General features: G+C 69.6%; 23 protein-coding genes. 12 read left to right on the top strand and 11 right to left on the bottom strand.

Features of this window, described 5'->3' with window-relative positions; all coding sequences use genetic code 11:
• The first annotated feature begins 195 nt into the window (after window positions 1–195).
• Together A176_RS26590 and A176_RS26585 are read left to right on the top strand one after the other, a co-directional pair.
• The gene (locus tag A176_RS26590) at window positions 196–2,541 is read left to right on the top strand and encodes a GMC oxidoreductase (RefSeq protein WP_002638329.1); all 2,346 of its coding nucleotides are present in this window, start codon (window positions 196–198) and stop codon (window positions 2,539–2,541) included.
• Window positions 2,542–2,648: 107 nt separating this feature from the next.
• Window positions 2,649–3,155, top strand: coding sequence for a DUF2267 domain-containing protein (locus A176_RS26585; RefSeq protein ID WP_002638328.1), 507 nt, complete (start codon window positions 2,649–2,651; stop codon window positions 3,153–3,155).
• A 5-nt stretch (window positions 3,156–3,160) separates the two neighbouring features.
• On the opposite strand, the gene A176_RS26580 is transcribed toward A176_RS26585, so the two are convergent.
• The 4 genes from A176_RS26580 to A176_RS26565 form a co-directional block, all read right to left on the bottom strand.
• Window positions 3,161–3,532, bottom strand: a complete 372-nt coding sequence (locus A176_RS26580) for a Mov34/MPN/PAD-1 family protein (RefSeq protein WP_002638327.1) — start codon at window positions 3,530–3,532, stop codon at window positions 3,161–3,163.
• Between the two features lie 10 nt (window positions 3,533–3,542).
• A complete protein-coding gene (locus A176_RS26575) occupies window positions 3,543–4,532 on the bottom strand; it encodes a hypothetical protein (RefSeq protein WP_002638326.1) in 990 nt (329 codons plus the stop codon).
• Between the two features lie 30 nt (window positions 4,533–4,562).
• On the bottom strand, window positions 4,563–6,332 hold the full coding sequence (locus A176_RS26570; RefSeq protein WP_002638325.1) for a vWA domain-containing protein: 1,770 nt from the start codon (window positions 6,330–6,332) through the stop codon (window positions 4,563–4,565).
• A 289-nt stretch (window positions 6,333–6,621) separates the two neighbouring features.
• Window positions 6,622–7,329: a metallophosphoesterase gene (locus tag A176_RS26565; RefSeq protein ID WP_002638324.1), complete on the bottom strand. Its 708-nt coding sequence runs from the start codon at window positions 7,327–7,329 to the stop codon at window positions 6,622–6,624.
• A gap of 432 nt (window positions 7,330–7,761) precedes the next feature.
• On the opposite strand from A176_RS26565, the gene A176_RS26560 reads away from it, so the two are divergent.
• Window positions 7,762–8,430, top strand: coding sequence for an RNA polymerase sigma factor (locus A176_RS26560; protein WP_002638323.1), 669 nt, complete (start codon window positions 7,762–7,764; stop codon window positions 8,428–8,430).
• 48 nt (window positions 8,431–8,478) lie between these two features.
• Entirely contained in the window at window positions 8,479–9,663 is a 1,185-nt protein-coding gene (locus tag A176_RS26555; RefSeq protein ID WP_002638322.1) for a hypothetical protein, read from the top strand.
• Window positions 9,664–9,713: 50 nt separating this feature from the next.
• Here A176_RS26555 and A176_RS26550 read toward each other — a convergent pair whose 3' ends face one another.
• From A176_RS26550 to A176_RS26535, 4 genes are all read right to left on the bottom strand, one after another.
• Complete coding sequence (locus A176_RS26550; protein WP_002638321.1) at window positions 9,714–10,883, bottom strand: hypothetical protein; 1,170 nt, start codon at window positions 10,881–10,883, stop codon at window positions 9,714–9,716.
• An 11-nt stretch (window positions 10,884–10,894) separates the two neighbouring features.
• Complete coding sequence (locus A176_RS26545; protein ID WP_002638320.1) at window positions 10,895–11,437, bottom strand: zf-HC2 domain-containing protein; 543 nt, start codon at window positions 11,435–11,437, stop codon at window positions 10,895–10,897.
• Window positions 11,430–12,065 carry an RNA polymerase sigma factor gene (locus A176_RS26540; protein ID WP_002638319.1) on the bottom strand — a complete coding sequence of 212 codons (636 nt, stop codon included), beginning with the start codon at window positions 12,063–12,065 and terminating at the stop codon, window positions 11,430–11,432. The genes A176_RS26545 and A176_RS26540 overlap by 8 nt, the downstream gene beginning before the upstream one ends.
• Before the next feature lie 135 nt (window positions 12,066–12,200).
• Complete coding sequence (locus tag A176_RS26535) at window positions 12,201–12,686, bottom strand: PaaI family thioesterase (RefSeq protein ID WP_002638318.1); 486 nt, start codon at window positions 12,684–12,686, stop codon at window positions 12,201–12,203.
• A 118-nt stretch (window positions 12,687–12,804) separates the two neighbouring features.
• Between A176_RS26535 and A176_RS26530 the strand changes: the two genes are divergently transcribed.
• Together A176_RS26530 and A176_RS26525 are read left to right on the top strand one after the other, a co-directional pair.
• Window positions 12,805–15,153: an ATP-dependent helicase gene (locus A176_RS26530; protein ID WP_002638317.1), complete on the top strand. Its 2,349-nt coding sequence runs from the start codon at window positions 12,805–12,807 to the stop codon at window positions 15,151–15,153.
• Between the two features lie 75 nt (window positions 15,154–15,228).
• Entirely contained in the window at window positions 15,229–15,690 is a 462-nt protein-coding gene (locus tag A176_RS26525) for a hypothetical protein (protein WP_044889400.1), read from the top strand.
• 22 nt (window positions 15,691–15,712) lie between these two features.
• On the opposite strand, the gene A176_RS26520 is transcribed toward A176_RS26525, so the two are convergent.
• A complete protein-coding gene (locus tag A176_RS26520; RefSeq protein ID WP_002638315.1) occupies window positions 15,713–16,738 on the bottom strand; it encodes an outer membrane protein assembly factor BamB family protein in 1,026 nt (341 codons plus the stop codon).
• A 101-nt stretch (window positions 16,739–16,839) separates the two neighbouring features.
• Here A176_RS26520 and add point away from each other — a divergent pair, with 101 nt between their 5' ends.
• The 4 genes from add (at window position 16,840) to A176_RS26500 (ending at window position 21,017) form a co-directional block, all read left to right on the top strand.
• Window positions 16,840–18,000, top strand: a complete 1,161-nt coding sequence (add, locus tag A176_RS26515; protein ID WP_002638314.1) for an adenosine deaminase — start codon at window positions 16,840–16,842, stop codon at window positions 17,998–18,000.
• A gap of 81 nt (window positions 18,001–18,081) precedes the next feature.
• On the top strand, window positions 18,082–18,861 hold the full coding sequence (locus A176_RS26510; RefSeq protein ID WP_002638313.1) for an SDR family oxidoreductase: 780 nt from the start codon (window positions 18,082–18,084) through the stop codon (window positions 18,859–18,861).
• 157 nt (window positions 18,862–19,018) lie between these two features.
• Window positions 19,019–20,443, top strand: coding sequence for an RtcB family protein (locus tag A176_RS26505; protein WP_002638312.1), 1,425 nt, complete (start codon window positions 19,019–19,021; stop codon window positions 20,441–20,443).
• Between the two features lie 145 nt (window positions 20,444–20,588).
• Window positions 20,589–21,017: a hypothetical protein gene (locus tag A176_RS26500; RefSeq protein ID WP_226993994.1), complete on the top strand. Its 429-nt coding sequence runs from the start codon at window positions 20,589–20,591 to the stop codon at window positions 21,015–21,017.
• Here A176_RS26500 and A176_RS26495 read toward each other — a convergent pair.
• Together A176_RS26495 and glgC are read right to left on the bottom strand one after the other, a co-directional pair.
• Entirely contained in the window at window positions 21,010–21,534 is a 525-nt protein-coding gene (locus A176_RS26495) for a GNAT family N-acetyltransferase (RefSeq protein ID WP_002638310.1), read from the bottom strand. The two genes, A176_RS26500 and A176_RS26495, sit on opposite strands and share 8 nt — an antisense overlap.
• Before the next feature lie 7 nt (window positions 21,535–21,541).
• A complete protein-coding gene (gene glgC / locus A176_RS26490; RefSeq protein ID WP_002638309.1) occupies window positions 21,542–22,771 on the bottom strand; it encodes a glucose-1-phosphate adenylyltransferase in 1,230 nt (409 codons plus the stop codon).
• A gap of 260 nt (window positions 22,772–23,031) precedes the next feature.
• Here glgC and A176_RS26485 point away from each other — a divergent pair, with 260 nt between their 5' ends.
• Both A176_RS26485 and A176_RS39380 read left to right on the top strand, forming a co-directional pair.
• Entirely contained in the window at window positions 23,032–23,913 is an 882-nt protein-coding gene (locus A176_RS26485; protein ID WP_002638308.1) for a diguanylate cyclase, read from the top strand.
• A 2-nt stretch (window positions 23,914–23,915) separates the two neighbouring features.
• Window positions 23,916–24,086 (top strand): hypothetical protein, encoded by a 171-nt coding sequence (locus A176_RS39380; protein WP_002638307.1) that lies wholly within the window; start codon window positions 23,916–23,918, stop codon window positions 24,084–24,086.
• Window positions 24,087–24,120 lie beyond the last annotated feature (34 nt).

Raw genomic sequence — 24,120 nt, 5'->3', positions numbered from 1 at the left:
GGTTGCCCCTGATTTTGACCGCTGTCCCAACCGCCTCTATGTCCAACAGAGGGCTTCAGCAGCGGGGAGCCTCCAGGAGCGGCGGCTCGGGCGACTGCCTGCCTGGTCGTCCTTTCCCGCCAGGACGTCCTGGCGGTAGCACCCGAGCCGTGGAGTGGGCTGGGGCCAGGGTGGGAGCAGTCATTGGGAGCGCCAATGCGGAGGTTGTCATCCCCTTGGAGTGAGCTGGCGTCGCATTACGCCGTGGTGGTGGTGGGGTCGGGATATGGCGGGGCCATCTCCGCCAGCCGCCTGGCGCGCGCGGGTCAGCAGGTCTGCGTGCTGGAGCGGGGCCGGGAGCTGCTACCCGGTGACTATCCGCGCACGGACACCGAGTTCATGTCCGAGTTCCAGGTGCACTTCGACCCCGAAGCCGCCGCGTCCGTGGGCAGTCCCACGGCGCTGTTCGAGCTCCACCGGGGTGGGGACGTCTCCGTCGTCACGGGCTGCGGGTTGGGCGGCACGTCGCTCATCAATGCCAACGTGGCCATGCGCCCGGACCCCCGCGTGTTCCTGGACGCTCGCTGGCCCGAGGCGTTCCGCGCCGACGTGGACGGCCTGCTGGAAGATGGCTTCGCCTGGGCCGAGCACATGCTGCGGCCCTTGCCCTATCCCGCGTCCGGGCCTCCCCTGGCCACGTTGGACGCGCTGGCACGCTCCGCGGAGAAGCTGGGCGGCACGCTTCGCCGGCCTCCGCTGACAGTTACCTTCGAGGAGGGCGTCAACGCCGCGGGCGTGCGTCAGTCCGCGTGCACGTTGTGCGGTGACTGCATGACGGGCTGCAACTTCGGCGCGAAGAACTCCGTGTTGATGAACTACCTGCCGGACGCGCACCGGCACGGGGCGAAGCTCTTCACGGAAGTGGGCGTGCGCTACCTGGCGCGCGATGGCGCCCGGTGGCGCGTGTACTACCGGCCGATGAACGCTGGCCGCGAGCGCTTCGATGCGCCGGACCTGTGGGTGACCGCGGACCGAATCATCCTCGCGGCGGGGACGATGGGGACGGCGGAAATCCTGCTGCGCTCGAAGGCGCTGGGGCTGTCCTTGTCGAGCCGCCTGGGACAGCGCTTCAGCAACAACGGGGACGTGATGGCCTTCGGCTACAACACGGACGTCCCGGTACATGGCGTGGGGCTGGGCGGGCCGCCCACGGCTGGACAGCCGCCCGTGGGGCCCACCATCAGCGGCATCATCGATGACCGGGCCACGCTCCGTCAGGAAGACGGGATGATCATCGAGAACGGCGCCATCCCCGCGGCCCTCGCGCGCCCCGTGACGGCGCTGCTCGCAGCGGCCTCCGCTGTCGCCGGAGAGGATACGGACCGGGGTGTCCTGGACCGCGTGGAGGAACTGGCGCGCATGGCGGACAGCGCCGTGCGCGGGCCGTACCACGGTGCAATGCGCAACACACAGACGTTCCTCGTGATGTCCCATGATGACGGCGCCGGAGAGCTGCGGCTGTCTGGAGACAGGGTGCGCGTCTATTGGCCGGGCGCGGGTCAGCAAGCCGTCTTCACGCGGGTGGACGAGCGTCTGCGGCGCGCCACGGAGGCGCTCGGAGGGACCTTCGTTCGCAACCCGCTCTGGAACAAGCTGACGGGCCATGAGCTCCTCTGCACCCACCCGCTGGGCGGGTGTGCCATGGGGGATCGGGCGGAAGAGGGTGTGGTGGACCACGAGGGCCGCGTCTTCGCCGGACCGGAGGGGGCGGAGGTCCACGAAGGGCTCTACGTCAGTGACGGTTCGGTGATTCCAAGGCCGCTGGGCATCAACCCATTGCTCACCATCTCCGCAGTGGCGGAGCGCACCGTGGCGCTGATGGCGAAGCGGCAGGGCTGGATTGTGGACTACGCGCCGGTCCCGGAAGCGCCGGCGCCTCGGCCCGTGCAGCCCCTGGCCGTGCAGTTCACCGAGACGATGTATGGGTACATCGCCGAGACGGCCGACGAGGATTTCCTCCAGGCAGGGGACCCCGCGCGCCGGGACACCTCACCCCTCCGCTTCATCGTCACGGTGGCGTCCCGGGATTTGGAGGAGACGCTCTCGCATCCCCTGCACCCCATGCAGTTGTCGGGCTGCGTGGTGGCGCCCGTGCTGTCCTCGCGGCCGTTGACGGTGGAGCGCGGCGTGCTGCACCTGATGACACACGACGGGGCGCGTCCCGGTGGCCGGCGGATGCGCTATCAACTGCCCCTGGTCTCCGAATCCGGAGAGCGCTTCTTCATCGACGGCTACAAGGACGTCCATGACGACGACGGCCCGGACCTTTGGGTGGACACCACGCGGCTGCTGGTGTCCGTCTTCCGCGGCGAGGATGACTCGGGCGCTTGCATCGCCCGGGGCTACCTGCGGCTGAACGCCAAGGACTTCGCCGTGCAACTGTCCACGCTGCGGGTGCTTCATGCCCAGGGCACGTTGCAGCGCCTGGCGGCGCTCGCCCGCTTCGGGCGCTTCTTCTTTGGTGCGCTCTTCGAGACCTACGTGCGCAGCAAGGCGGCGTAGCGAGCGGGGAGGCGGCGGCACGGCTCCCGTTCCGCTGCGTCGTGCTCCTTTCTGACGCCGTGGGCACCGTGAGGCCCACACGACTTTCTTCAGGAAGGACAGCCCCCATGCCCAATGACCGTGAGCAAGGAAAGGGCGCTCCGCAGGGCGGCGAGCGTCAAGCCAGCCGCCGGGATACGCCCATCGAGGTTCGCCGGAGGTTGCGCCACGAGTCGCGCACGAGCCAGACGTACGCGGCCTTCCTCCAGCATCTGTGCGAGCGGGGCGGCATGTCCCCCGCGGTGGCGGAGAAGGCCGCCGTATCCGTCCTCTGCGCACTGGAACAGCGGATTCTCAGCGAGGAGGCAAGCGACCTGGAGGACCAGCTTCCCCGCAAGCTGACGCTGCTGTTGCACCGTTGCGAGAAGCACGAGGACGAGCTGCCGCCCAAGTTCCACCGAGAGCACCTGCTGCGCCGCGTGGGCGAGGACTTGAGCCTTCAGCCGGCCGCCGTGGAGCCCGTGGTGCGGGCGGTGATGGACGCGGTCCGCGACCAGATTACCGAAGGGGAGGTGGAGGACGTCATGGGCCAACTCCCTCCGGACATTCGCGACCTCTGGACGCGGACGGTGTAAGCGGCTCAGGCAAGGCCACTGGGCGTGTGGCGGATGCCGGAGGCGCTGCGCAGCGCCTCCGCCCACCAGGGCTCTTCCACCACCAGCACGTCCCGGTCTCCTTGTCGTGACACCATGCCCTCCGGCGCCACGACGGAGAAACGCAGCGGCTTGCCGAGCGCGGAGGTGAGCGCCGACATGGTGCTCTCGTCCTCGGTGGAGAAGCCGAGTGGACCGTCGGGGTGGCTGTGCGCGACTTCCTCGAGCACCTCGCGCAGCCGCCAGATGGCCTGCCAGCGGCTTCGCGAGTCTGGCATCCGCGCCGGGCTGTTGGACTCATCGCACCACAGCACCTCGCCGTCATGACCAATGAGCATGCAGACCTCGTGGGGGGACATGACCTTCTCCTCAGGTGTGCCGGGTCACGACCAGCACGTCGGTTTCAATGGCTTCTCGGATGACGGACGGCAGGCTCTCCAACGTGACTGTTTCGTCAGCACCGGCCAGGCAGATGCCCGCGTCCAGGACCTGGAGCGAATCCGCCGCGACGATGGAGACGAAGCGCTCCCCCATGAAGGCATACGTCACCTCCAGGCGCTGGCCCGCGAGCCGCCTCATGTCGAGTGGACGCGCGCCCGCCTTGTGCAGGGCCCGTTGGGCTCGATGCATGCCGTCCTCGTTCGGAGGACCTCGTCCCACGCGCCTCTCCAGGTGCGCGACGCGCCGTTGGGCTTCCTCGACGAGGTTCTCGGCCCGAGCGCGCCGCTCCGCCGCCTCTTGCTGCTGGCGCAACCATGCCGTCCGGGCTTCGCGTTCATGGCTCAGCCGGCGCAGACAGTCCTCCGCGGCGGCGCGGCCGTTCTCCGCCACCGCGAGTATCCGGCTTCGGACCTCGGCTGGCACGAAGCGGATGTCCAGGTCGCGCGAAACGCGCTCCAGCAGGGCGTAGCCAAACGCGGCCCGCAGCGGGGCGCTCACGCCTGGGACCTGCCCGAGGGGCTGGTCCTCCTCCAATGCGATGCGCGCCGAGCCCTCTGCTTCGCCCTCGAAGTCCACGCTGTCGAAGAGCAGGGAACCGTCATGCCACCGGCGCGCGCTCACGGGCGCGAGGCGCGGCGGCTCCTCTTCCGGCATCAACTCCAGGGGCTCCGCCACGGCGCCTTCGCGCACCAACCTGCGCCCCCAGGCATGGCCCCGCACGCGCGGCAGTGTGTCCATGCACGGAGGCTCGGCGGGCTCACGGGGCGTGGCCTCACGTCCCTTCACGTCGAAGCGCCACCACCCCGGGGAGACCGGCGTGGTGACACGGAGGCGCCGTGAGGCCGAGTCCACGGTGCCGCCGCCCAGATACGGCAGCACCACCGACTCCACCTGTCCGAGAAACTTCCGGTAGTCCACGGCGCCTCCTCTTCCTCTCCTGCGTGGGTGTCACGCCACCTTCAGCAGCGGCGTACGCATCACCCGCTCCACCCAGCCGGACTGGTGGGCTCCCGGCAGCGTCGGCGCATCCATCAGCGCCTTGAGCACCCGGGGAACCTGGTACGGGTCATCGAACTGCTCCACGTTCACCTCGCTGAAAGGCACTTGGAGCTGCGCGGCGCAGGTGCGCACCGTCGAGCCCCGCACGTGTGCCACTGACACCAGCATGGCCATGGCGGACACTGGGATGCGGAGGTCACGGAATGCCCGGGCGAACTGGTCGCCTGCCTCTCCGGCCTCGTCTCCCACCACGATGACCACCAGCTTCGCGTCCTCCGGCACGCGAAAGCCGGCACGGTGCAGCGCATACACGCCGGCCGTATGCGCCGTTCCACCGGACGCCTTCAGTCCCGCCAGCATGTGCTGGACGGCGAGACGGGAGGCGGCCTTCGGACGGAGCACCGTGCCCAGGGTGTCGAACGCGGCGATGTGCAGCTTGTCCATCGGGAAGCCCGCGAGGATGCGCGACAGCGCCTCCTTCGAACTCTCGATGGCCCCCTCCATGGAGCCCGACTTGTCGATGAGGAACATCACCCGCACGTCGGTCTCCGCAGTCGCCTCCGCCACCGCCTGTCGTGCCGCGTTGTCGCTGGCCTCCTCCAGCTTGCGCCGCAGCGCCTCGCTGCGGACGTTCTTCGCGATGTTCAGCGCCCGCTGGTCCGTGGAGGTCTGCACGGCCTTCTCCCACCGCGCGCGGATGTCCGCGTCCGTCAGGAGTCCCAGCTCCTCGAGCGTGGGCGTCATCAGGCGAAGGTCACGGTCCGACAGCGAAGGCAGCAGCGCCGCCATGATGGCCGGCGTGAGACCCACGTTCTTCGGCAGCCGTCCCACGACCTCCTTGTAGGAGAGACGCTCCAGGGAGATCCACTCGCAGATGTCCGCCTCCGACAGGCCGTCGAAGCGCTCGCGCTTGACCAGCGTCAGCCCGTTCAGACCCACCTCGCGGTGGCCCTGCGCGGACTGCTTCTGCTTCCAGCCGAGCACCTCGAAGAAGCCCTGCGTGCGCGGCTTGTAGCCTGCCTTGCGCGCCAGCTTCTTCAGCGTCTCCTTGTAGCCCGCCTTCACCAGACCCTGGAGCATGGGCAGGTTGGCCTCGCGCGCCGCCAGCCACTTCGACGCCACGCGCTTCCAGCGGCCCAGCGGCGCCTTGCGGGACGCCGGGTCACCAAAGCCCGCCTCGCGGTTGAGCCGAGCGATGTCCGGGTGCTCCAGCAGCTCCGCCACGCGCAGCACCGCCTTGGGCGTGAGCATGCGCGTCGACTTGCGCTCGTAGTGGAGCACCATCGCCTCGCCAATCGCCCGCCAGTCGTCGTCGTGGAAGGCCACGCCGCCCTGGTCGTCGCGCACGGGCTGGCCCGCGTGCTCCTGCACCAGCATGAGCGCGCACGTCGCGACCTTCAGGTCACGCCAGTCCGTCTGCGTCAGCGCGTAGGACGCGAAGTGCGCCATCAGCTCCGCGTTGAGCTTGTAGATGGCCAGCAACTGGCCATAGAGCTTCACGGCGGCGGGAACGAAGAGGCCCGGCTTCACCGGACGCCCACGCTCGCGCTGGAACGGCGTGGCGTGCGCCGCCGCGTGCCAGGTGCCATTCATGTCCAGGCCGGGCCGGTTGTGCCAGAGGTGGGCGGAGCCGCCGAGCACCAGGTCCAGCAGTCGCTCGGCAGGACCGCGCTGCGCCTCGGGCAGCCGCGCGTTCGGGTTCTGCGTCTGGGTCGTCATGATGTCCCCCTTGGGACATGCCGCGGGTCAGGCGCGGGGCGGCCCACTCGCGACGAGGCGAGCGGAGTGCACCGAGCGTGGACGCACGAGGGCCTTGCGCCTTGGCGAAGGCCGCCCGTGCGAAGTGAGGATGGGGAGGAAAGGGGGCGCCCGAGTGACGAGGCCGCTTCTTGGATTAACGGTCCCAGTGCTCTACCGCTGAGCTACGGAGCCGTGAATGGCTCCGGCGGGATTCGAACCCGCGACAGCTGTATGCGTGTTGGGCCCCGTCGGCCGGGCGCGAAATCGATTACGAGAAGACGGACACGTCGCCGTGGACCGGAATCCGGGCCACGCTCTTGCCACCCCGGTACGCACTCCGTGCTGGCACCGAGACGAACTCCCAGGTGGGGAGTACGACGGCGGTCAGGGAGTGGCCGTACACGCAGCCGGTGTCGATGCCCACCGCGTACTCGGTGACGAGCGGCGCATCGAAGACGGTGTGGCCGAAGATGACCCGCTCCGGGCCCTTCCAGTGGTGTGTCCAGAAGGTCCAGCCCTCGGGTGCCTTGGACGGCCAGTAGCTCTTGGTCGCCGGGGGCCGGATGCACTGGGCATGGAGCAGGTGGTACGGGTCCTGTTTCTCGACGGGAACGTTGGGCAGCATGCCCGCGTGCACGACGACGGCGTTGTGCTCTGGCAGCCGCAGGTAGTGGGGCAGCCCGGCCATCCACGCGTAGTGCTCGGGTTCGAGCACCCGGCGCGTTTCGAGGTGGTCGGGGAGCATCCGCTCGTCCGCGCGGTGGCGCTGCTGGAGGTGCGTCTCCTCGTGGTTGCCGAGGATGGCCTCGTGCCGCATGGCCAGCTCCACGCACTCGCGCCGCTTGGGGCCGCGGTCCACCAGGTCACCCGCGAAGATGATCCGGTCGCTGGAGGTCGCTCCCACCTTGTCGAGCAGCTCCACGGCTTCATCGTGGCAGCCGTGCAGGTCTCCAATGACGATGGTGCGGCGGGACATGACGCGAATCCTCTGAAAGAAAAGTTGAGCGCCCGAGTGAAGAAGCCGGTTGGCTGATTAACGAGATCAGTGACGGACCGACCGTCGGTCACATGCGTGAGCATGTGTGTGGAGTCGAACCACGGCTTGTAGGGCTGCATCGGCCGGGCGCTCGAAAGCGATGGGGCTGAAGACGCGGGGCCTCGCTGTTCCTGACAGGTGGATTTTCGGGGCCGATTTCGGCCGGAGCCCCGTCTCTATTTTCGTCAGGAATCCCGCGCGGCTTTCGTCCAACGCCCTGGGTGCCAATTTGTCCGGTGATTTCGCTGGGTTGGCGCCCCCTGCTTGTCTCGGAGGCTGCCTGCGGATGCCAACGTGGTACCTTGCCGCGCCACATCCCCGAAACCCAACATCCCGGGGTGACTCCCCCGGCGCAGCCCCCAGGTCCTTCCGGTGTACGAGCAGCTCACGGATGACGAATTGTTCGCGGAGGTGGTCCGCCGCCGCGCCACTGGCGAGCCCGTTGGAGGGCCGCTTGGGGCGCTGGTGCAGCGGTGGGCCCGTCCGTCCCGGTACGTCATCAGCAAGATTCAGGCGAGCTACGGCCGTGGGTCCCCAGCGGACGCGGACGAGCTCTTCCAGGACGCGGTCGGGAAGTTCATCGACCGGGGTCTGGACCAGTTCCGCGGCGTGTCGGAGCAGATGCCGGGGCGGAGCGCGTCTCCCAAGACGTTCTTCCTGCGCATCGTCAAGCACGTGGCCATCGACTTCTACCGGAAGCACCGCGAGGAGCTCGCGGCGCCCCCGTCGGATCCCGATGACGCCATGGAGGAGCCACCCTCCCAGGTGGCTCGCGCCGTCGAGTTCGGGAAGCGGCGTGAAGAGCGCGCCGAAGCCCAGGAACTGTATTGGGCGGCCTATGCCCGCCTCCAGCAGGAGCACCCGAAGGAAGCCTCGGCTTGGGACCTGTACCACCACGAAGACGTCGAGGATCACGAAGAATGTGCCCGGCGCCTGAACATCACCGTGGTGAACAGCTACAAGCGCGTCAGCCGTGCGCAGGCCTACCTCAAGCTCTACCTGCTGGATCTTCAGCGCGAGTCGCATGGGGAGGAAGCGTGAGCCGCCTCCTCCCCCGCCACACCCGGGGTACCCAGGAGGAATGAACCCATGATTGTTGGAGATACGCTGTCCCGCTATTCCGCCCGCCGCTCTCAGCTTCTGTCGGGCACGGCTTCCACCGGTGAAGTTCTCGAGGCTGCTGGCGACCTGCTTCGCCGCCGCTCCCGGGTGGAGACCGAAGGTGTGGATGGTGCCCTTCGGGGCTTGGGTCGACCTCAAGTCGAAGCGTGGTTGAAGGCGCAGAAGCCACAGTCACTTCAGCCGCAGCTCCTGCGGGCCGCGGAGGAATCCGTGGAGGTGGCGCTGGACGGGGGCGACGAATCCGACATGTGGCGTGCCTCCGCGCTGGAGGGACTTTCGGCTCGCGACCGGGCCGCCTCCGCCGCACACGCCCTGGCCGTCTGGGAGGGATTTCACGGAGCCCTCGACGGCGAGGCCGCGCAGGTTCGAGACCAATTTCTCGCCGCGCTCCAGAGTATCGACTCCGCGCTTCGTCCTCGGGCGCGTTGGTTCATCCCCCTCAATCCGCAGCGCCGGCAGGAGCGCGACCTCCTCGAGCCCGCAGAGCAGGACGCCGCCTGGTGGTTTTCCGCGCGCGCCGGCTGCGATGACCTGGTGGCCACCTGGACGTCCACCGCCCAGACGCTGACCGCCCACCTTCAGAATTGCCAGGACTGCCGCGCGGACATGGCGGACGCCGCCCCCGTGGACGTCCCCCCGCGCCGGCACCTCACCGCGGATGACCTCTGGCGCCTCGACATGGGGCTGCTGTCCGAGGACGAGCGAACCCGTCTGGATGCGCACACGGCGCGCTGTGGCGAATGTGCCCAGGCCGTGCTGGCGCTCGACGAGGGCGAGGAGGCCATCGACGAGGCCCTGGACATGGAGGAGGGCGCGGTGACGCGCTCCGCGCGCACGTCGCGCGCGCCCGTGTCACACCGCGGCTCGGCCGCGCGCCTTCCCGAGCAGCGCGAAGTGCTGGAGGAGCGCCGGGATTTCCGCGTGGTGCTGGTGCGGGAGCGTCAGCGCGTGCGGCTGCTGGTGCAGCCCCTTTCGGGGCGGACGGTGACGGCGGCGGTGTTTCTCAGCCCTGGGCGTCCCTCGCTCAAACCGGCCCAGGGGCCGGAGGGCCTGGCTTTTGATTTGACGACCGCGTCCTCCACGGGCGCGCGCTCTGCCCACCTGTCCGTGCAGGCGGGGAGCGAAACGCTGGAGCGCGACTTCGCCTTCTGACGGAAGGCGCCGTGTCCAGGTCCGGGCCCGTTGTCACGGGCCCCGCGCGCTCACTGCGGGCCGTTGGCGGTCCGCTCGGTGTCCAGCGCCTCGCGGCTGCGAACGGGCGGCTGCGGCGCCGCAAGTCCCCGGGTCGGCAGGGTGGGGCTGAAGCCGTTCGCCAGGAAGGACATCACGAGCTGCGCGCTGGGCGGCCGAGTCCCCAGCGCCGCGCCGCAGACGTCCAACTGGTCCACCACGCGGGCGCCTTCCGTGCGCTGGTAGCGGTTGCACGTGCCGTTCACCTGGGCGCTCGAGTCCCGCGCCAGCTCGCGCGTGAGCTTGCCCCAGCGCATGCTGAGCTTCTCGGGGGACATCTGGATGTCGACGGTCTCCTTGCCCCAGGTGCCCTCGATGCGGGTATAGCGCCCGCCGGCCCTCAGCTTCAGGTCCAGCGCGCGCTGCCCCAGGGTGCCCGTCACCGCGATGCCGTGCTCGTAGACCTCTTCGCCGAGGATGCTCACCCAGACGCCGTCCTTGTTCCGCGTGTAAGGCTTGTCCGCGGCGATGCGGCCCTGGTTGAACCAGACGTCTCCGACGCGGCCCAGCGGCAGGGTGTCGTTCTTCGAACCGGAGGCGGGGCCGTCTTCCAGCCCCGCGGGGCCGTTGGCCGCCACCACCGGCCGTGAGGCCAGCAGGTCCGTGACGGGAACGGACGCGTCCACGACGTCGAAGCGCACGCCGTCCAGCCAGGCCCGGCCGGTGCCGCTCATGATGAGGCCGGCCATGATGGTGGTGGCCTCCTTCGGGACGTCCAGCACCACCTCGTAGCGCTTGCAGCCCGCGGTGCCCACCAGGGCGCGCGACTGCATGTTGTCGAAGGCCAGGGGCTGCTTCGGGTCGGGGCCCTCCACGCGCATCCACAGGCCCGCCCAGCCTTCCACGTCCTTGATGCGGAGCGAGGCGGAGAAGCGCAGTCGCTTGCCGCGAAAGTCCTGCGCGCCAAAGGCCTGCATGAAGGTGCCGTAGCCGTTCTCGTCCGGCGACAGCGAGCGGAGGTAGGCGCTGCGGGTGCCCTCGCACGTGTCGGCGGTGTCCACGCCCGCTTCGTAGCGCTTGGGGGCGCTCTCCGTCACATACCAGCCCATGGGCAGCTTCTGGGCACTGTCCAACGGCTGCGCGCCGGCCCCGGTGGAGGCCAGCGCGAGCAGGAGGGCAGCGAGTCTCTTCCGGAAGTCCATGACGGGAGTCCTCACAGCGACACGGGGCGGCGCGCGCTCAGCGCGTCCTTGGGGAGGCCCGTGCGGGCTTCGTAACGCGGAACTTCACCCGTGCCCCATGGATACTGGACGAGGAGCCCTCGCTCCTCGGCCGATTGAGTGCATGACGCCTGCGTGGCCAGGTCCGGGCAGGCCACGACGATGGCCTGCGGCTCCCGGGCCTCCGCCTCCAATCCCGCCAGGGACGGAGGGGCTTCCGGCGCGAGGGCGCCAAGCGACGTGGACCGCTGGTCACCCGACAGCAGCACCAGGGCCAGCGAGGCGGCGGTGGCCAGGGCCGCGCCCACCGCCACGCGCCGCGTGTCCCAGCGGGCGGGGCGGATGACCGGCGCCTCCCGCGGGAAGGTGCTGGCCACTTCTTGAAGCTGCTCCGACAGCAGGGCTTCTTCCTGGAGCAGCCGCGCGCAGGGCTCGCATTCCAGCGTGTGCGCCTCGAGGCTCGCGGCCTTCTCGGGTGCCAGCGCCCCCAGGATGTACTGCTCCGCGGCGTCGCGGGTGAGATGGGGCTTAAGCATGGGTTTCCTCCTCGAGCGCGGTGCGCAGCTTCTTGCGGACCTCGCACAGGATCTGCCGCACGCGCTGGACCGACAGGCCAACGCGTGAGGCGACTTCAGCATGGGGAAGCTCCTGCCCGTCACAGGCCAGGAGGAAGACGTTTCGCGCGCTGGGGGACACCTGCGCCAGCGCGGCGTGGGCCCTTGAAAGCTGTTCCTCGGAGAGCAGGCGCCGCTCCGCGGAGACGGAGGGGTCCACCGGGTGGTGCCGCTCGGGCAGCTCGTCCACCGCGCCGGAGATGGACTCGCGGCGGGTCCGCCGTGCGTCGTCCGCGGCCAGGAAGGCCGCCTGGGTGAGGGCGAGGTTGGGCAGGCGCAGCTCCGTCAGCAGTCCGCGCTGCTGCTGCTGGATGAGCCGTGCCCAGGTCTCCTGCGCCAGCTCCTGCGCCCGGTCCACCCGGACGCCGCGGGCGAGCAGCGAGACCACGACCCGCCGGTGATGGCGCGCCACCAGCGCGTCCCAGGCCGCCCGGTCACCCGCCAGCGCGCGCCGCGACAGGAGGGCTTCTTCGCCTCCTGGGGCGGTCGCTTCAGCGGGTTCATCGGCTTCCTTGGACAGTCGCAGCGTCGTCATCCGCAGGCCCTGCACGGCTGCACTCATGCCGTCTTCCCGTCGCTCAAAGGCTTCTGGGGAGCGCGCCGGCTCCCCGGTGACCCCAGAACGTACGTTCGGGCCGGACATATCGTCGGAAGCCAGGAGGATGTGGGGCGGAGTAGGCAAGGGTCAGTTGACGGCGGGGCTGTCTCCAGAGGCCCAGCGGGCGTTGGAGAGCTTCACCACGCCCTGGCAGCGGGCGCACACACGGCCCGCATCGTCGTACAGGCGGGCGGTGGCGAAGAGCATGGAGACGCTCTGACTGTCGATTTCGGACTCCACGCGGATGCTGCCGCCCGTGACGGCGCGCTCGAAGCTCATGGAGAGCTGCACCGTGGCGCAGCGCCGGCCTGGGTCGACCAGGGCGCCGGTGCAGCCAATGGCGTAGTCGAACAGGGCCGCGAGGATGCCGCCGTTGACGGTGCTGGCGCTGCCCGCGCCGCCCCGGTGTTCGGGGCGCAGCTCTGGAATGCTGACGACCACCTTGCGGCCCTCCGGGAAGCTGAGGTGCGCGCCGAAGAGGCGCAGGGTGAGGCTCTGTGAGAACTGCTCTGCGTAGCGGTCCAGGTCGGCCTGGGAGGGCCTCGAAGGGGCGCCGGACGGGGAGTCGGACATGGAGGCGCCCCATTATATAAGCGCACGGCATGCCTGAGGGGACGGGCGGCCAGGCAGGGGCACCAGAAGGACGCCCATTGCCGGGGGAAAGACGTTAGAAGCATCGGCTCCTTTCCGAATGTCGCCCGCGAACCCACACGAATCCGCCCTCCTCGAAGACCTCAACGCGCCCCAGCGGGAGGCCGTGCTGCACGGTCATGGCCCCCTGCTCGTGCTGTCCGGCGCGGGCAGCGGCAAGACGCGCGTCATCACCCGCCGGGTGGCGTACCTGGTGAAGGTCCACGACGTCTTCCCGTGGCGCATCCTGGCCGTCACCTTCACGAACAAGGCGGCGCGGGAGATGCGCGAGCGCCTGGCGCAGTTGCTGGGCCCCCAGGCGAACGAGCTGGTGGTGAGCACGTTCCACTCCGCCGCGGCGCAGATTCTCCGGCGCGAGGCGGAGCACGTGGGGCTCACCCGTTCGTTCGTCATCTACGACGATTCGGACCAGCTCAACGTGGTGAAGCGCGCCATGCGTGAGGCGGGCATCGAGTCCATGCAGCCCCGCGAAATCCTCCACCGCATCGACCAGGAGAAGAACGCGGCCCGTCTGCCGGAGCAGATGGAGGTGGCGCCCGGCGACGAGCGCGGCCTGCTGGTGCGCAAGGTGTACGCGGCCTACCAGGAGCGGTTGCGCGCGGCCAACGCGGTGGACTTCGGAGACCTGCTGCTGCTGCTGGTGAGTTTGTTCCGCAAGCGGCCGGACGTGCTGGACAACTACCGGCGCCGCTTCCACCACGTGCTGGTGGATGAGTTCCAGGACACCAACCCGGTGCAGTACGCGCTGCTCAAGCAGTTGGCGCCGCCGCCGTCCGCGAACCTGGTGGTGGTGGGGGACGACGACCAGTCCATCTACCGGTGGCGTGGCGCGGACGTGGACAACATCCTCGGCTTCCCTCGGCAGTACCCGGGCGCGAAGGTGGTGAAGTTGGAGCAGAACTACCGCTCCGACCAGAACATCCTCGACGCCGCGCACGAGGTCATCCGGAAGAACTCGCGGCGCATGGAGAAGAAGCTGTGGTCCGAGCGTCCGCGAGGCCAGACGCTCAACCTGCTGCTCAACCGCGACGAGCGGGCCGAGGCCCAGGAAGTGGCCCGGCAGATTCTGGCGCTCCAGCGGGAGGGCTTCATCAAGCTCTCCAGCATGGCGGTTTTCTATCGGGCGAACGCCCAGAGCCGCGTGCTGGAAGAGGCCCTGCGGCTGGCGCGCGTCCCGTACACGCTGGTGAGCGGGCGCAGCTTCTATGACCGGGCGGAAGTGCGGGATGCCTCCGCGTACCTCCGGTTGATGGTGAATCCGCGCTCGGACGCGGACCTGCTGCGCATCATCAACATCCCGGCGCGTGGCATTGGCGACACCACGGTGGAGCGGTTGACGGACTTCGCCAACACGCGGGGCGTGAGCCTCTACGAGACGCTGTCCCAGCCGGAGCAGATTCCCGCGTTGAACAGCGCCGCGGTGAAGCGCCTCAAGGGCTTCCGCAACCTGCTGGAGTCCCTGACGTCCTTCGCCCAGACGAACGAGGACGCCGCGGGCGCGGTGGACCAGATGCTTCGCGAGACGAAGCTGGTGGAGACGCTGCTGGCCGAAGGCAGCGACGAGGCGCAGACGCGCGCGGAGAACCTCCGCGAGTTCCTGGGCGCGGCGCAGGAGTTCGACCTGAACCGCGCCGCCGCGGCGGTGGCGGCCGCGGCGAATCCCCCCGCCGAGGTGCCGCCCGAGGTGGACGCGGCGCCGCTGACGGCGGACGTGCCCGCGCTTCAGGCGTTCCTGGAGCAGATTTCGCTGGTGGGCGAGGCGGACGCGGAGGTGGGCGATGGTCGGGTGGCGCTGATGACGCTGCACGCGGCCAAGGGCCTGGAGTTCGACGCCGTGTTCCTCACGGGCATGGAGGAGAACGTCTTCCCGCACTCGCGCGCGGTCAAGTCGGAGTCCGTGTTCCTGGGCGACGACATGCCGTCGGAGCGGGAGCCCTCGGAGGAGATGGCCGAGGAGCGGCGCCTCTGCTACGTGGGCTTCACCCGCGCGCGCAAACGGCTCTTCGTGAGTCTGGCGCAGTGCCGCTCGCTGTTCGGTGAGCTCCGCTACAACGCGCCCAGCCGCTTCCTGGCCGACGTTCCCCCGCAATTGTTCGGCATCAGCGAGCATGAGCTGCCCGAGCCGCCCCGGCCCATGGTGCCCTCGACGCAGCGCAAGCGGACGTGGGACGACGATGAGGGGCCTCGCATCGACCGTTCCTATTCGCAGGCGCCGGACATGGACGGCGTGGGCGGGGACGTGCGCGGCATGCGCGTGCGTCACGAGCAGTTCGGCGTGGGCCGCGTGGTGTCCGCGGACGGCAACGGCCCGAATGCGAAGGTGACGGTGGAGTTCGGCGGCGCCGTGGGCCTCAAGCGCATCATCGCCCGCTTCCTGACGCCGGGCTGAGCGAAGGGGATATCCGAACACACGGCCGCGGCGCGGGCCTGACAGCCCGCGGGCGCCAGTGGCAGAGTCGGAGGCGTGAGACTCGCCTCGCTGACCTGGTGCCTCCTGCTGTGGTGCGTCCTCGGCTGCTCGCGCGGTTTCTCGTCGCGGGAGCTGGGCGTGCAGTACGCGCCGCCGCCTGGCATGGGCTTCCGCTCGGAGGAAGCCGGGCCTCCGGCGCGCGCGCTCTTCGAGGGTGGGCTGGAGCTGCGCTCGGTGCGGGGCGTTCCTCCCGCGCTCGATGCGGGCGCGGAAGTCGTGCTCGCGGCGGCGGGGCTTCAGCCTCCCGGAAGCCTGCTTCAGGGCTCGGAGGGGACGCTCCCCGCGGGGCCGGTGGCTCGCTACGAGTTCTCCCGGGCGGACGGCGTGCGGACCCTGGTGTACTTCGTGCCGGGAAAGGACGACTTCGTGCTCGTGGTCTTCGCCGCGCCCGAACGCGACTACGGGGCCCTGTCCTCCCGGGTGGAGCTGTCGCTCTCCTCGTTGCGGCGGCTCTGACCCCGCCGCGCGCGAAGACGGCTCAGGGCCCGCCGGGCCGCACGCGCCACGACAGCACCCGTCCGTCGAGCCCCAGCACGATGACCTGGTCGTCCATCACCACGGGCTGGGTCCTCAAGGAGGTATCCGCCCGCACCGAGAAGGCCTGCTCCCACGTCGAGGCCCTCAGCGCGAGGAGCCGGCCCTGCCGCCCGCTGGTGGGGACCATCAGCAAGTCGTCCCCGACGGCCGCGACGCCCGTCAGGAGCGGGTCGGGCAGGGGCACCCGGACGACGTCCTTCCCATCCGCTGGCGCCAGCCCGACCAACTCGGGGGAAGGCCCGCTCGCACCCACCCACAGGACTCCCAGGGCCAGCGAGGGCGGGCCCGTCATGCGCTCGGCGGGAGTCTGTTCCCAGCGGACGGCCCCATCCGTGACGTTCAGCGCCACGACGCGGCCCTGGCCGGTGCTCACGTAGAGCGTGTCGCGCGACAGCGTCATCCCCACCACGTCCCGCACGTCCTGCTGCCAGCGCTTCGCCCCGTCCTGGGCGGCCAGGGCCATCAGCCCCGCATCCCCCAGGGCGACCACCAGCAGTCCGCCATCGACCACCGGGGTGGGGTAGCCCCGGGACGCGGCCGTCGGCTCCGGCTTTCCGGGCGGGGGGCGCTCCCAGTCCGTTTTTCCCGTCTCCGCGACGAGGGAGCGGACGGCGCCATCCGGGGCCACGAGGAAGATGGATTTCCCCTCCGCGTCCACCACGGGTGCGGTAAGGACGGGGGGCTCGCCGGTCAGCCGCCACAGCTCCGCGCCGTCCTCGAGCGACAACCGGACCAGTCCTCCGGCCACGGTTCCCGCGATGACGCTGCTTCCGAGCAGGGCCGGCCGGGTGGCCACGTCCCTGTCCAGCGCGGCGCGCCATCGGACGCGCCCGCTCCGGTCCAGCCGGACGACGGTGCCGGCCTCATTGGCCGTGAGGACGCCGTCCGCCAGGGCCACCAGTCCCGCCCGGGACGAGGCATCCGTGGAGTAGCGGAAGTCGCTCTTCGCGGGTTCCCGGCAGCCCATGGCGGCCACCAATGTCAGCGCCAGGGCGGGGAGCAAGGGCGTGCATGGACAGGCGCGGGACGACATGGTTTGGAGGATGACGCAAGGAAGGAACTTGGACCATGCCTACCATTCGTGATGACGAGATTCCCAGCGCCACCGGCATTCCTTCGTCCGCCCGGCGGACGGACTTCATGCCGCCGCCCACGCTGGCGGTGACGGAAGAGTTGCTGCGTGCGCTGCCCAAGACGGACCTCCACTGCCACCTGGACGGTTCGATGCGCCTGAAGACCATCCTCGAGCTGGCCGAGCAGCAGAAGGTGAAGCTGCTCGCCGACACCGAGGACGGGCTGGCCAAGGCCATCCACATGGGCGAGGTGTGCAAGAGCCTGGAGGAGTACCTCGTCGCCTTCGACGTGACGCTCTCCGTGCTCCAGACGGCCGATGCGCTCTATCGCGCCGCCTATGAGCTGGCCGTGGACGCCGCCGCGGAGAACGTGCGCTGGCTGGAGGTCCGCTACTCGCCCGCGCTGCACCTGCAGAAGGGCCTGAAGATGACCACGGTCATCGACTCGGTGCTCGAGGGCCTGCGCACCGCGAAGCGCGAGACGGGCATCAAGTGCGGCGTCATCGTCTGCGGCATCCGCCACATCAACCCGCAGACCTCCATGCGGCTGGCGGAACTGGCGGTGGCGTACAAGAACCGCGGCGTCATCGGCTTCGACCTGGCCGGCGCGGAGGCGAGCTTCCCGGCGAAGGACCACCGCGACGCCTTCCAGCTCATCCTCAAGAACAACGTGAACTGCACCGCGCACGCGGGCGAGGCCTACGGGCCGGAGTCCATCTCCCAGGCCATCCACAACCTGGGCGCGCACCGCATCGGCCACGGCACGCGGCTGCGTGAGGACGGGGACCTGCTCAACTACGTCAACGACCACCGGATTCCGCTGGAGGTGTGCCCCACCTCCAACGTGCAGACGGGCGCGGTGTCCAGCCTCGCGGCGCACCCGCTGAAGTTCTACTTCGACTACGGCCTGCGGGTGACCATCAACACGGACAACCGCCTCATCACCGACACCACGGTGACGAAGGAGCTGTGGACGGCGCACTCCGAACTGGGCTTGTCGCTGGAAGACCTGACCACCATCCTCGTCTCGGGCTTCAAGAGCGCCTTCCTGCCGTTCCGCGAGAAGCAGGACATGCTGCGCGCGGTGAACGAGGAGATTGCCCAGACGCTGGCCGCCTTCGACCAGAAGCGGCAGTTCGTGAAGCAGCCGGCGTGATGATGTGACGTCCCGCGTTCCGGCTCCACACGAGGTGCAGTCGCCTCGTGGGGGCCGGCGCTGGCCGCGAGGAGGTGGCACGTGGACCTGGAGCTGGGTGGCAAGGTGGTGCTGGTGACGGGGGGCTCGGAGGGGCTGGGGGCGGCGGTGGCCCGAAGGCTCATTCGGGAGGGCGCGAAGGTGGCCCTGTGTGCCCGCGGCGCCGAGCGTCTGGAGGCCACGGCCGCGGCCCTCCGCGCGGAGGGCGGTGACGTCTTGACGGTCCAGGCCGACGTGTCACGCGCCTGGGAGGTGGAGCACTTCGTCGACGCCGCGCACGCGCGCTTCGGGCGCATCGACGCGCTGGTGAACAACGCGGGCGCCGCCGCGGCCCGGCCCTTCGCCTCCGTGAGTGACGCGGAGTGGGAAGCCGACCTCCAGCTCAAGGTCTTCGCGGCGATTCGTGCCTCCCGGCAGGCGCTCCCGTTCCTGAAGGAATCGGGGAGCGCCGCCATCGTCAACGTGTTGGCCATCGCGGCGAAGACGCCAGGGGCCAACTCGACGCCGTCCTCGGTGTCGCGCGCGGCGGGGCTGGCGCTGACGAAGGCGCTGTCCAAGGAGCTGGGCCCGCATGGCATCCGGGTGAACGCGGTGCTGGTGGGCATCATCGAAAGCGGCCAGTGGGTGCGCCGCGCCCAGGAAGTGGGCAAGCCCGTGGAGTCCTTCCAGCAGGAGATGGCCCGTCACGCGGGCATCCCGCTGGGCCGGGTGGGGAAGGCGGAGGAGTTCGCGGACACCGTGGCCTTCCTGCTGTCCCCGCGCGGGGGCTACATCAGCGGCGCGGCCATCAACGTGGATGGCGGCCTGTCCACCGTCGTGTAGCGACTGCCGTCAGGAACAACCCCAGTGCCCGTGCGTGCACGGTGAAGACGGCTTCGCGCCGCCTGGCGACCGCGGCTGCTGACCCAAGGTCCCTCATCTCTCCGTCACGTCCCCCAGCGTGCCCGTCATCGGGCCCTGGGCATTCCTGAGCTGGGTCATGCAGCCGAAATTGAACCGGCTTCTCCGGGCGCTCGCCCGCGAGGGGCTCGAGGTGGCCTATGACGGCCGCCTGTACTCCGTGCGCCTCCACGGCAACGCGCATTCGCCGCCCGCCGAGGTGCTTCTCCCGCCGGACCTGCCCGTTGAGGGCAAGGCCTTCCGGCAACTCGCCCACCTGGCCGCGTTGCGGCACCCCGCAGGCGGAGAAGTGCTCCGCGTGCGTGCCACCCCGGACTTTCATCCGGGTGACTCGGGGGTGGCCATTGGCTCGGTGCTTCACACGCGGGGGCTCGTGGTCCCCGGCGCCATCGGCACCGACATCAACTGCGGCATGCGGCTGCACGTCGCGGACCTCTCCGTGGAGGCCTTCCAGGCGAAGCGCGACGCGTTCGTCGAGCGGATGAAAGGCCACTACTTCTTCGGCACGCGCGACGTGGCCATGGGCTCCCGGGCCGCCGAGGCGCTGCTGCGCGACGGCGTCCAGGGCTGGCTGCTGGAGACGCTGGAGCGCCCGCTCGGATGCGCGGGACAGGCCGACCTTTCGCAGCTCGACGCGGAGGTGGCGCGCATCCACCTGGGCGGCGGGCTGAAGGGCCATCCGTCCTGGGCGCCCGAGTCCTTCACGCGCGAGGGCGTGGTGCGGGACGCGGGGCTGGCCACCATTGGCGGCGGCAACCACTTCGTGGAGGTGCAGCGCGTGGAGGCGGTGGAGGACCGGGGCCGTGCCTGGCGGTGGGGTGTTCGCGAAGGGCAGCTCGCGTTCATGATTCACTCCGGCAGCCGGGACGTGGGCAAGCACGTGGGCGTGGCCTGGCAGGAGCGGGCACGCAAGGCGTGGCCCCAGGGCACACCGCTGCCGGACAGCGGCATCCTGCCGTTGGCGGACGAGCGGCTCGTGTCGGAGTACCTGGAGGCGGAGGCCACCGCCGCCAACTACGCCTTCCTCAACCGGCTGCTCCTGGCGGAGCTGCTGCGCCAGACGCTCCGCGAGCTCTTCGGGGACGTGGAGGCGCCGCTCGTCTACGACGTGCCTCACAACCTGACGTTGCCTCATGAAGGGGGCTGGCTGGCGCGCAAGGGGGCCTGTCCCGCCGGCGTGGAGCAGCCCGTCATCATCCCCGGCTCCATGGGAGCCACGTCCTTCCTCATGGTGGGGTGCGGCGATGCCCGGGCGTTGGAGTCCGCATCCCACGGGGCCGGCCGCGCACGCTCGCGCTTCTCGTTGTCTCGTGGGGGCGCGGACCACCGTGATTCCGCCCTGGGCCTGACGGGCGTGGACTGCGTCACGCTGCGCGCGGAGCGCCGCGTCGAGGAGGCGCCGGCGGCCTACAAACCCATCCGCCCGGTGGTGGACGCGCAGGTGGAGGCCGGCATCGTCCGGGAGGTGGCCCGGCTGTCTCCCCTCCTGACCTTCAAGGCGTGAGAGGGGAGGGGGCCAGGGGGTGTCATTTACCCCTGGCGTGCTCACGGGACTCCGAGTGGAATGTCCGCGCGCGGGCTCCAGGGTCCGCACACCATTCACGCGGCACAGAGGGGTACTGGGGACCATGGAGAACACCTACGGAAGCATGAACTCTCCCGGCGGCGCGGGCGCGAAGGAAGCCGTCATGCTGCCGGCCATCCTGCTGATGGTCCTGTCCGCCATTGCCCTGCTGCTGGGGCTCATCAGCGTGCTCCAGTCGTTTGGCGGAACGGACCCCGCCGTCGCGGAGGCGCTCGACAACCCCGACCTGCCCGAGGGGGCCCGGCAGTTGCTCGCGGGGATGACGACCACGGGAGGCAAGCTGCTCTTCACGCTGCCCACGCTCCTGCTGCACGGCCTGGTCTTCTTCGGCGCGCTGAAGATGAAGAACCTGCAGAGCTACGGCTTGTCGATGGCCGCCGCCATCATCGCGGTCATCCCGTGCTGTGGCCCCTGCGTGTGTCTGGCCATCCCCGTGGGCATCTGGGCGCTGGTGGTGCTCAACAAGCCCGAGGTGAAGGCCGCCTTCACCTAGTCCCGGCGAGGTCCGGCCGCGGCCTTGGGGGCGCGGCCGGCCGCTGTTTCTGCATCCGCACACACGCCAGCTTCACCTCGAGCGTGAGCGGGCGCAGCGCCGCGTGCACGGTGGCGTACCCGTGCCGCTGGTAGAAGTGCTCCGCGTTCAGGCTGGCATCCAGTCCGAGCAAGGCCGCGCGGCCTCGCCAGACGGCGGCCTCCAGCGCGGACAGCAGGGTGGCGCCCACGCCGAGGCCCGTCTCGTCGGGCGTCACGTAGAGCGCCTCCAACTCCCCCACGCCCGCGTCCACCTGCCCAAAGCCCACGGCGCGGCGGCCTCGCTCCGCCACCAGCACCGTGCGCGGACGGTCCGGACGCAAATAGCCCTCCGGTTTCAACAAACGCACCCACGTCCTCACCTCGTGAGGGGCGTAGGCGCGCGGGCACAGCGCCTCCACGGCTTGGGTGTGGATGCGCCACAGCGTGCGCCGGTCGGACTCCCTCGCGGGCCGCAGGTGGAGTCCGTCCGTGCCCATGGTGAACTCAGGTCACCTTCATGCCCTTGGGAATCACCACCACGCCCCCGGACGTCACGTGGAAGCGTCGCTTGTCCTCCACGGGGTCGAATCCGATGGTCATCCCCGGCGGAATCTCCACGTTCTTGTCGATGATGGCCCGGCGGATGCGGCAGCGCCGGCCAATGGTGACGTTCTCGAAGAGGAGCGAGTCCTCCACCTCCGAGTACGAATTGACGCGCACCTTGGGAGACAGCACCGAGCGGCGCACGCTGCCGCCGGAGATGATGCAGCCCTCCGCCACCAGCGTGTCCATGGCGTGGCCCACGCGGCTGTTCTGCTCGTCCGCGAAGACGAACTTCGCCGGCGGGTAGTTGTTGGGCTGGGTGTGGATGGGCCAGCGGTCGTTGTAGAGGTTGAACGTCGGGTCCACGTCCACCAGGTCCATGTTGGACTGGTAGTAGACGTCGATGTTCCCCACGTCGCGCCAGTAGCCGCGCTCCTTGGCTTCCTGGCCCGGCACCTCGTTCTGGGCGAAGTCGTACACGTACACCGGCGCGCGCTTGTAGAGCTCGCTGATGATGGACTTGCCGAAGTCGTGCGCGCTCGTCTCGTTCGCCGCGTCACGCACCACCTCCTGCACCAGCACGTCGGTGGAGAAGAGGTAGTTGCCCATGGAGGCCAGGCACATCTTCGGGTTGCCCGGCATGGGCGGCGGGTCCTTGGGCTTCTCCAGGAACTGCCGCATCCGGCCGTCCGGGCCCACGTCGATGATGCCGAACTCGCGCCCCTGCTCAATCGGGACGGGAATCGCGGCCACCGTGCACGCCGCCTTCTTCGTGCAGTGGAAGTCCAACATCTGCCGCGTGTCCATCCGGTACACGTGGTCCGCGCCGAAGACGAAGATGTAGTCGGGCTCCTCGTCGGTGATGATGTTGAGGTTCTGGTAGATGGCGTCCGCGCTGCCCTTGTACCAGTCCAGTCCCGTGCGCATCTGCGCGGGCACGGGCTCCACGTAGTGGCCCAGGAACGCCGTCATCCGCCACGCGCGGGACAGGTGGTTGTTGAGCGAGTCGCTCTTGTACTGCGTCAGCACCTTCATCCGGTACACGCCGGAGTTGGCGAAGTTCGACAGGACGAAATCGATGATGCGGTAGCGGCCGCCGAAGGGAACAGCGGGCTTCGCGCGTTCGCGCGTCAGGGGCTCCAAACGCGTTCCCGCGCCGCCAGCCAGAATCATCGCCAGGACTTTGGACATAGGTGTTCCGGACGTTAGCCGTCCCCGGAGGGCCGGCAAGGGCACGTGTGCCCGCCTGCTGTCCACCGTTGAGTGCCCAACCGCCCCGGTGGGGCGTCATGACCGGCGCTGGACGTCAGACGCCCCGGGGCGGTGGGCTTCCACCCCGCGCCCCGGTCCACCCGGTCGCCATGTGGGAGAAACGCCGCCAAGGGCCGAAGAACCGGCCCCTGCTGCGTTGCTTGGCGTCTGCCGAGGCTGTCGTGATAGCCTCGAATCCGATGGCCGGCGACGAAACCCGCGTCACCAAGATTTCAACGCTCAACGTGCATGCCCACCGCAGCACGGAGTGTTGCCTCGTGCAGATTCACGGACCGGAGCTCGGCAAGAAGTACCTCATCGAGGATGCCGAGCTCACCATCGGACGTGATCAGCACAACCACATCGTTGTGGACCTGGACAACGTGTCCCGCCGCCACGCCCGGATTCTGGGGCGTGGGGGGAAGATGCTCGTCGAGGACCTGGGCTCCACCAACGGTACCTTCCTCAATGACCAGGAAGTGCTTCAGGCCTCGCCGCTGCGCAGCGGGGACCTGGTCAAGGTGGGAGGCTCCATCTTCAAATTCCTCGATGGCGACAACATCGAGACCCAGTACCACGAGACCATCTACACGCTGACCATCGCGGACGGCCTCACCGGCATCAACAACAAGAGGTACTTCCTGGAGTACCTCGAGAAGGAGATGGGCCGGTCGACGCGGTATCAGCGCTCGTTGACGCTGATGATTTTCGACATCGACCACTTCAAGCAGATCAACGACGTCCACGGCCACCTCGCCGGGGACTACGTGCTGCGTGAGCTGGCCCAGTCCATCAAGCGTCTGGTGCGCCGGGAGCAGTGCTTCGCCCGCTACGGCGGCGAGGAGTTCGCCATCGTCCTTCCCGAGGACGGGCCGGACAAGGCGCGCCTGTTCGCGGAGAAGATTCGCCGGCTCATCGAAGGGAAGTCCTTCGTCTACGACGACAAGGAAATCCCGGTCACCATCTCCATCGGCGTGGCCGAGCAGATGGCGGACATGCTGGAGCCGACGCACTTCATCAAGGTGGCGGACGCCAACCTGTACAAGGCGAAGAAGTCGGGCCGTAACCGCGTGGTGGGCTAGCCATGGCCGCGAGCGCGGGTGACGCGGGGCCCTCCTTCCTCGCGCGGCTGGTGCTGGTGCTCCTCGGCTGCGCCTTCCTGGGCGCGGCCTGGGTGTGGAGCCACCGCTCCGAGCCGTGGGCCGCGCGGCTGGTGGACAACGCCCAGCGCACGGTGGGCGCGCGGCACCGGTAGGCGAGGCGTCCGGACTCAGGACGCCCGCCCCCGG

Origin of the sequence: Myxococcus hansupus (assembly GCF_000280925.3) — a bacterium.
GTDB classification, from domain to species: domain Bacteria; phylum Myxococcota; class Myxococcia; order Myxococcales; family Myxococcaceae; genus Myxococcus; species Myxococcus hansupus.
The sequence above is the reverse complement of the archived record's forward strand: the minus strand, read 5'-3'. Positions and strand labels throughout refer to the sequence as shown.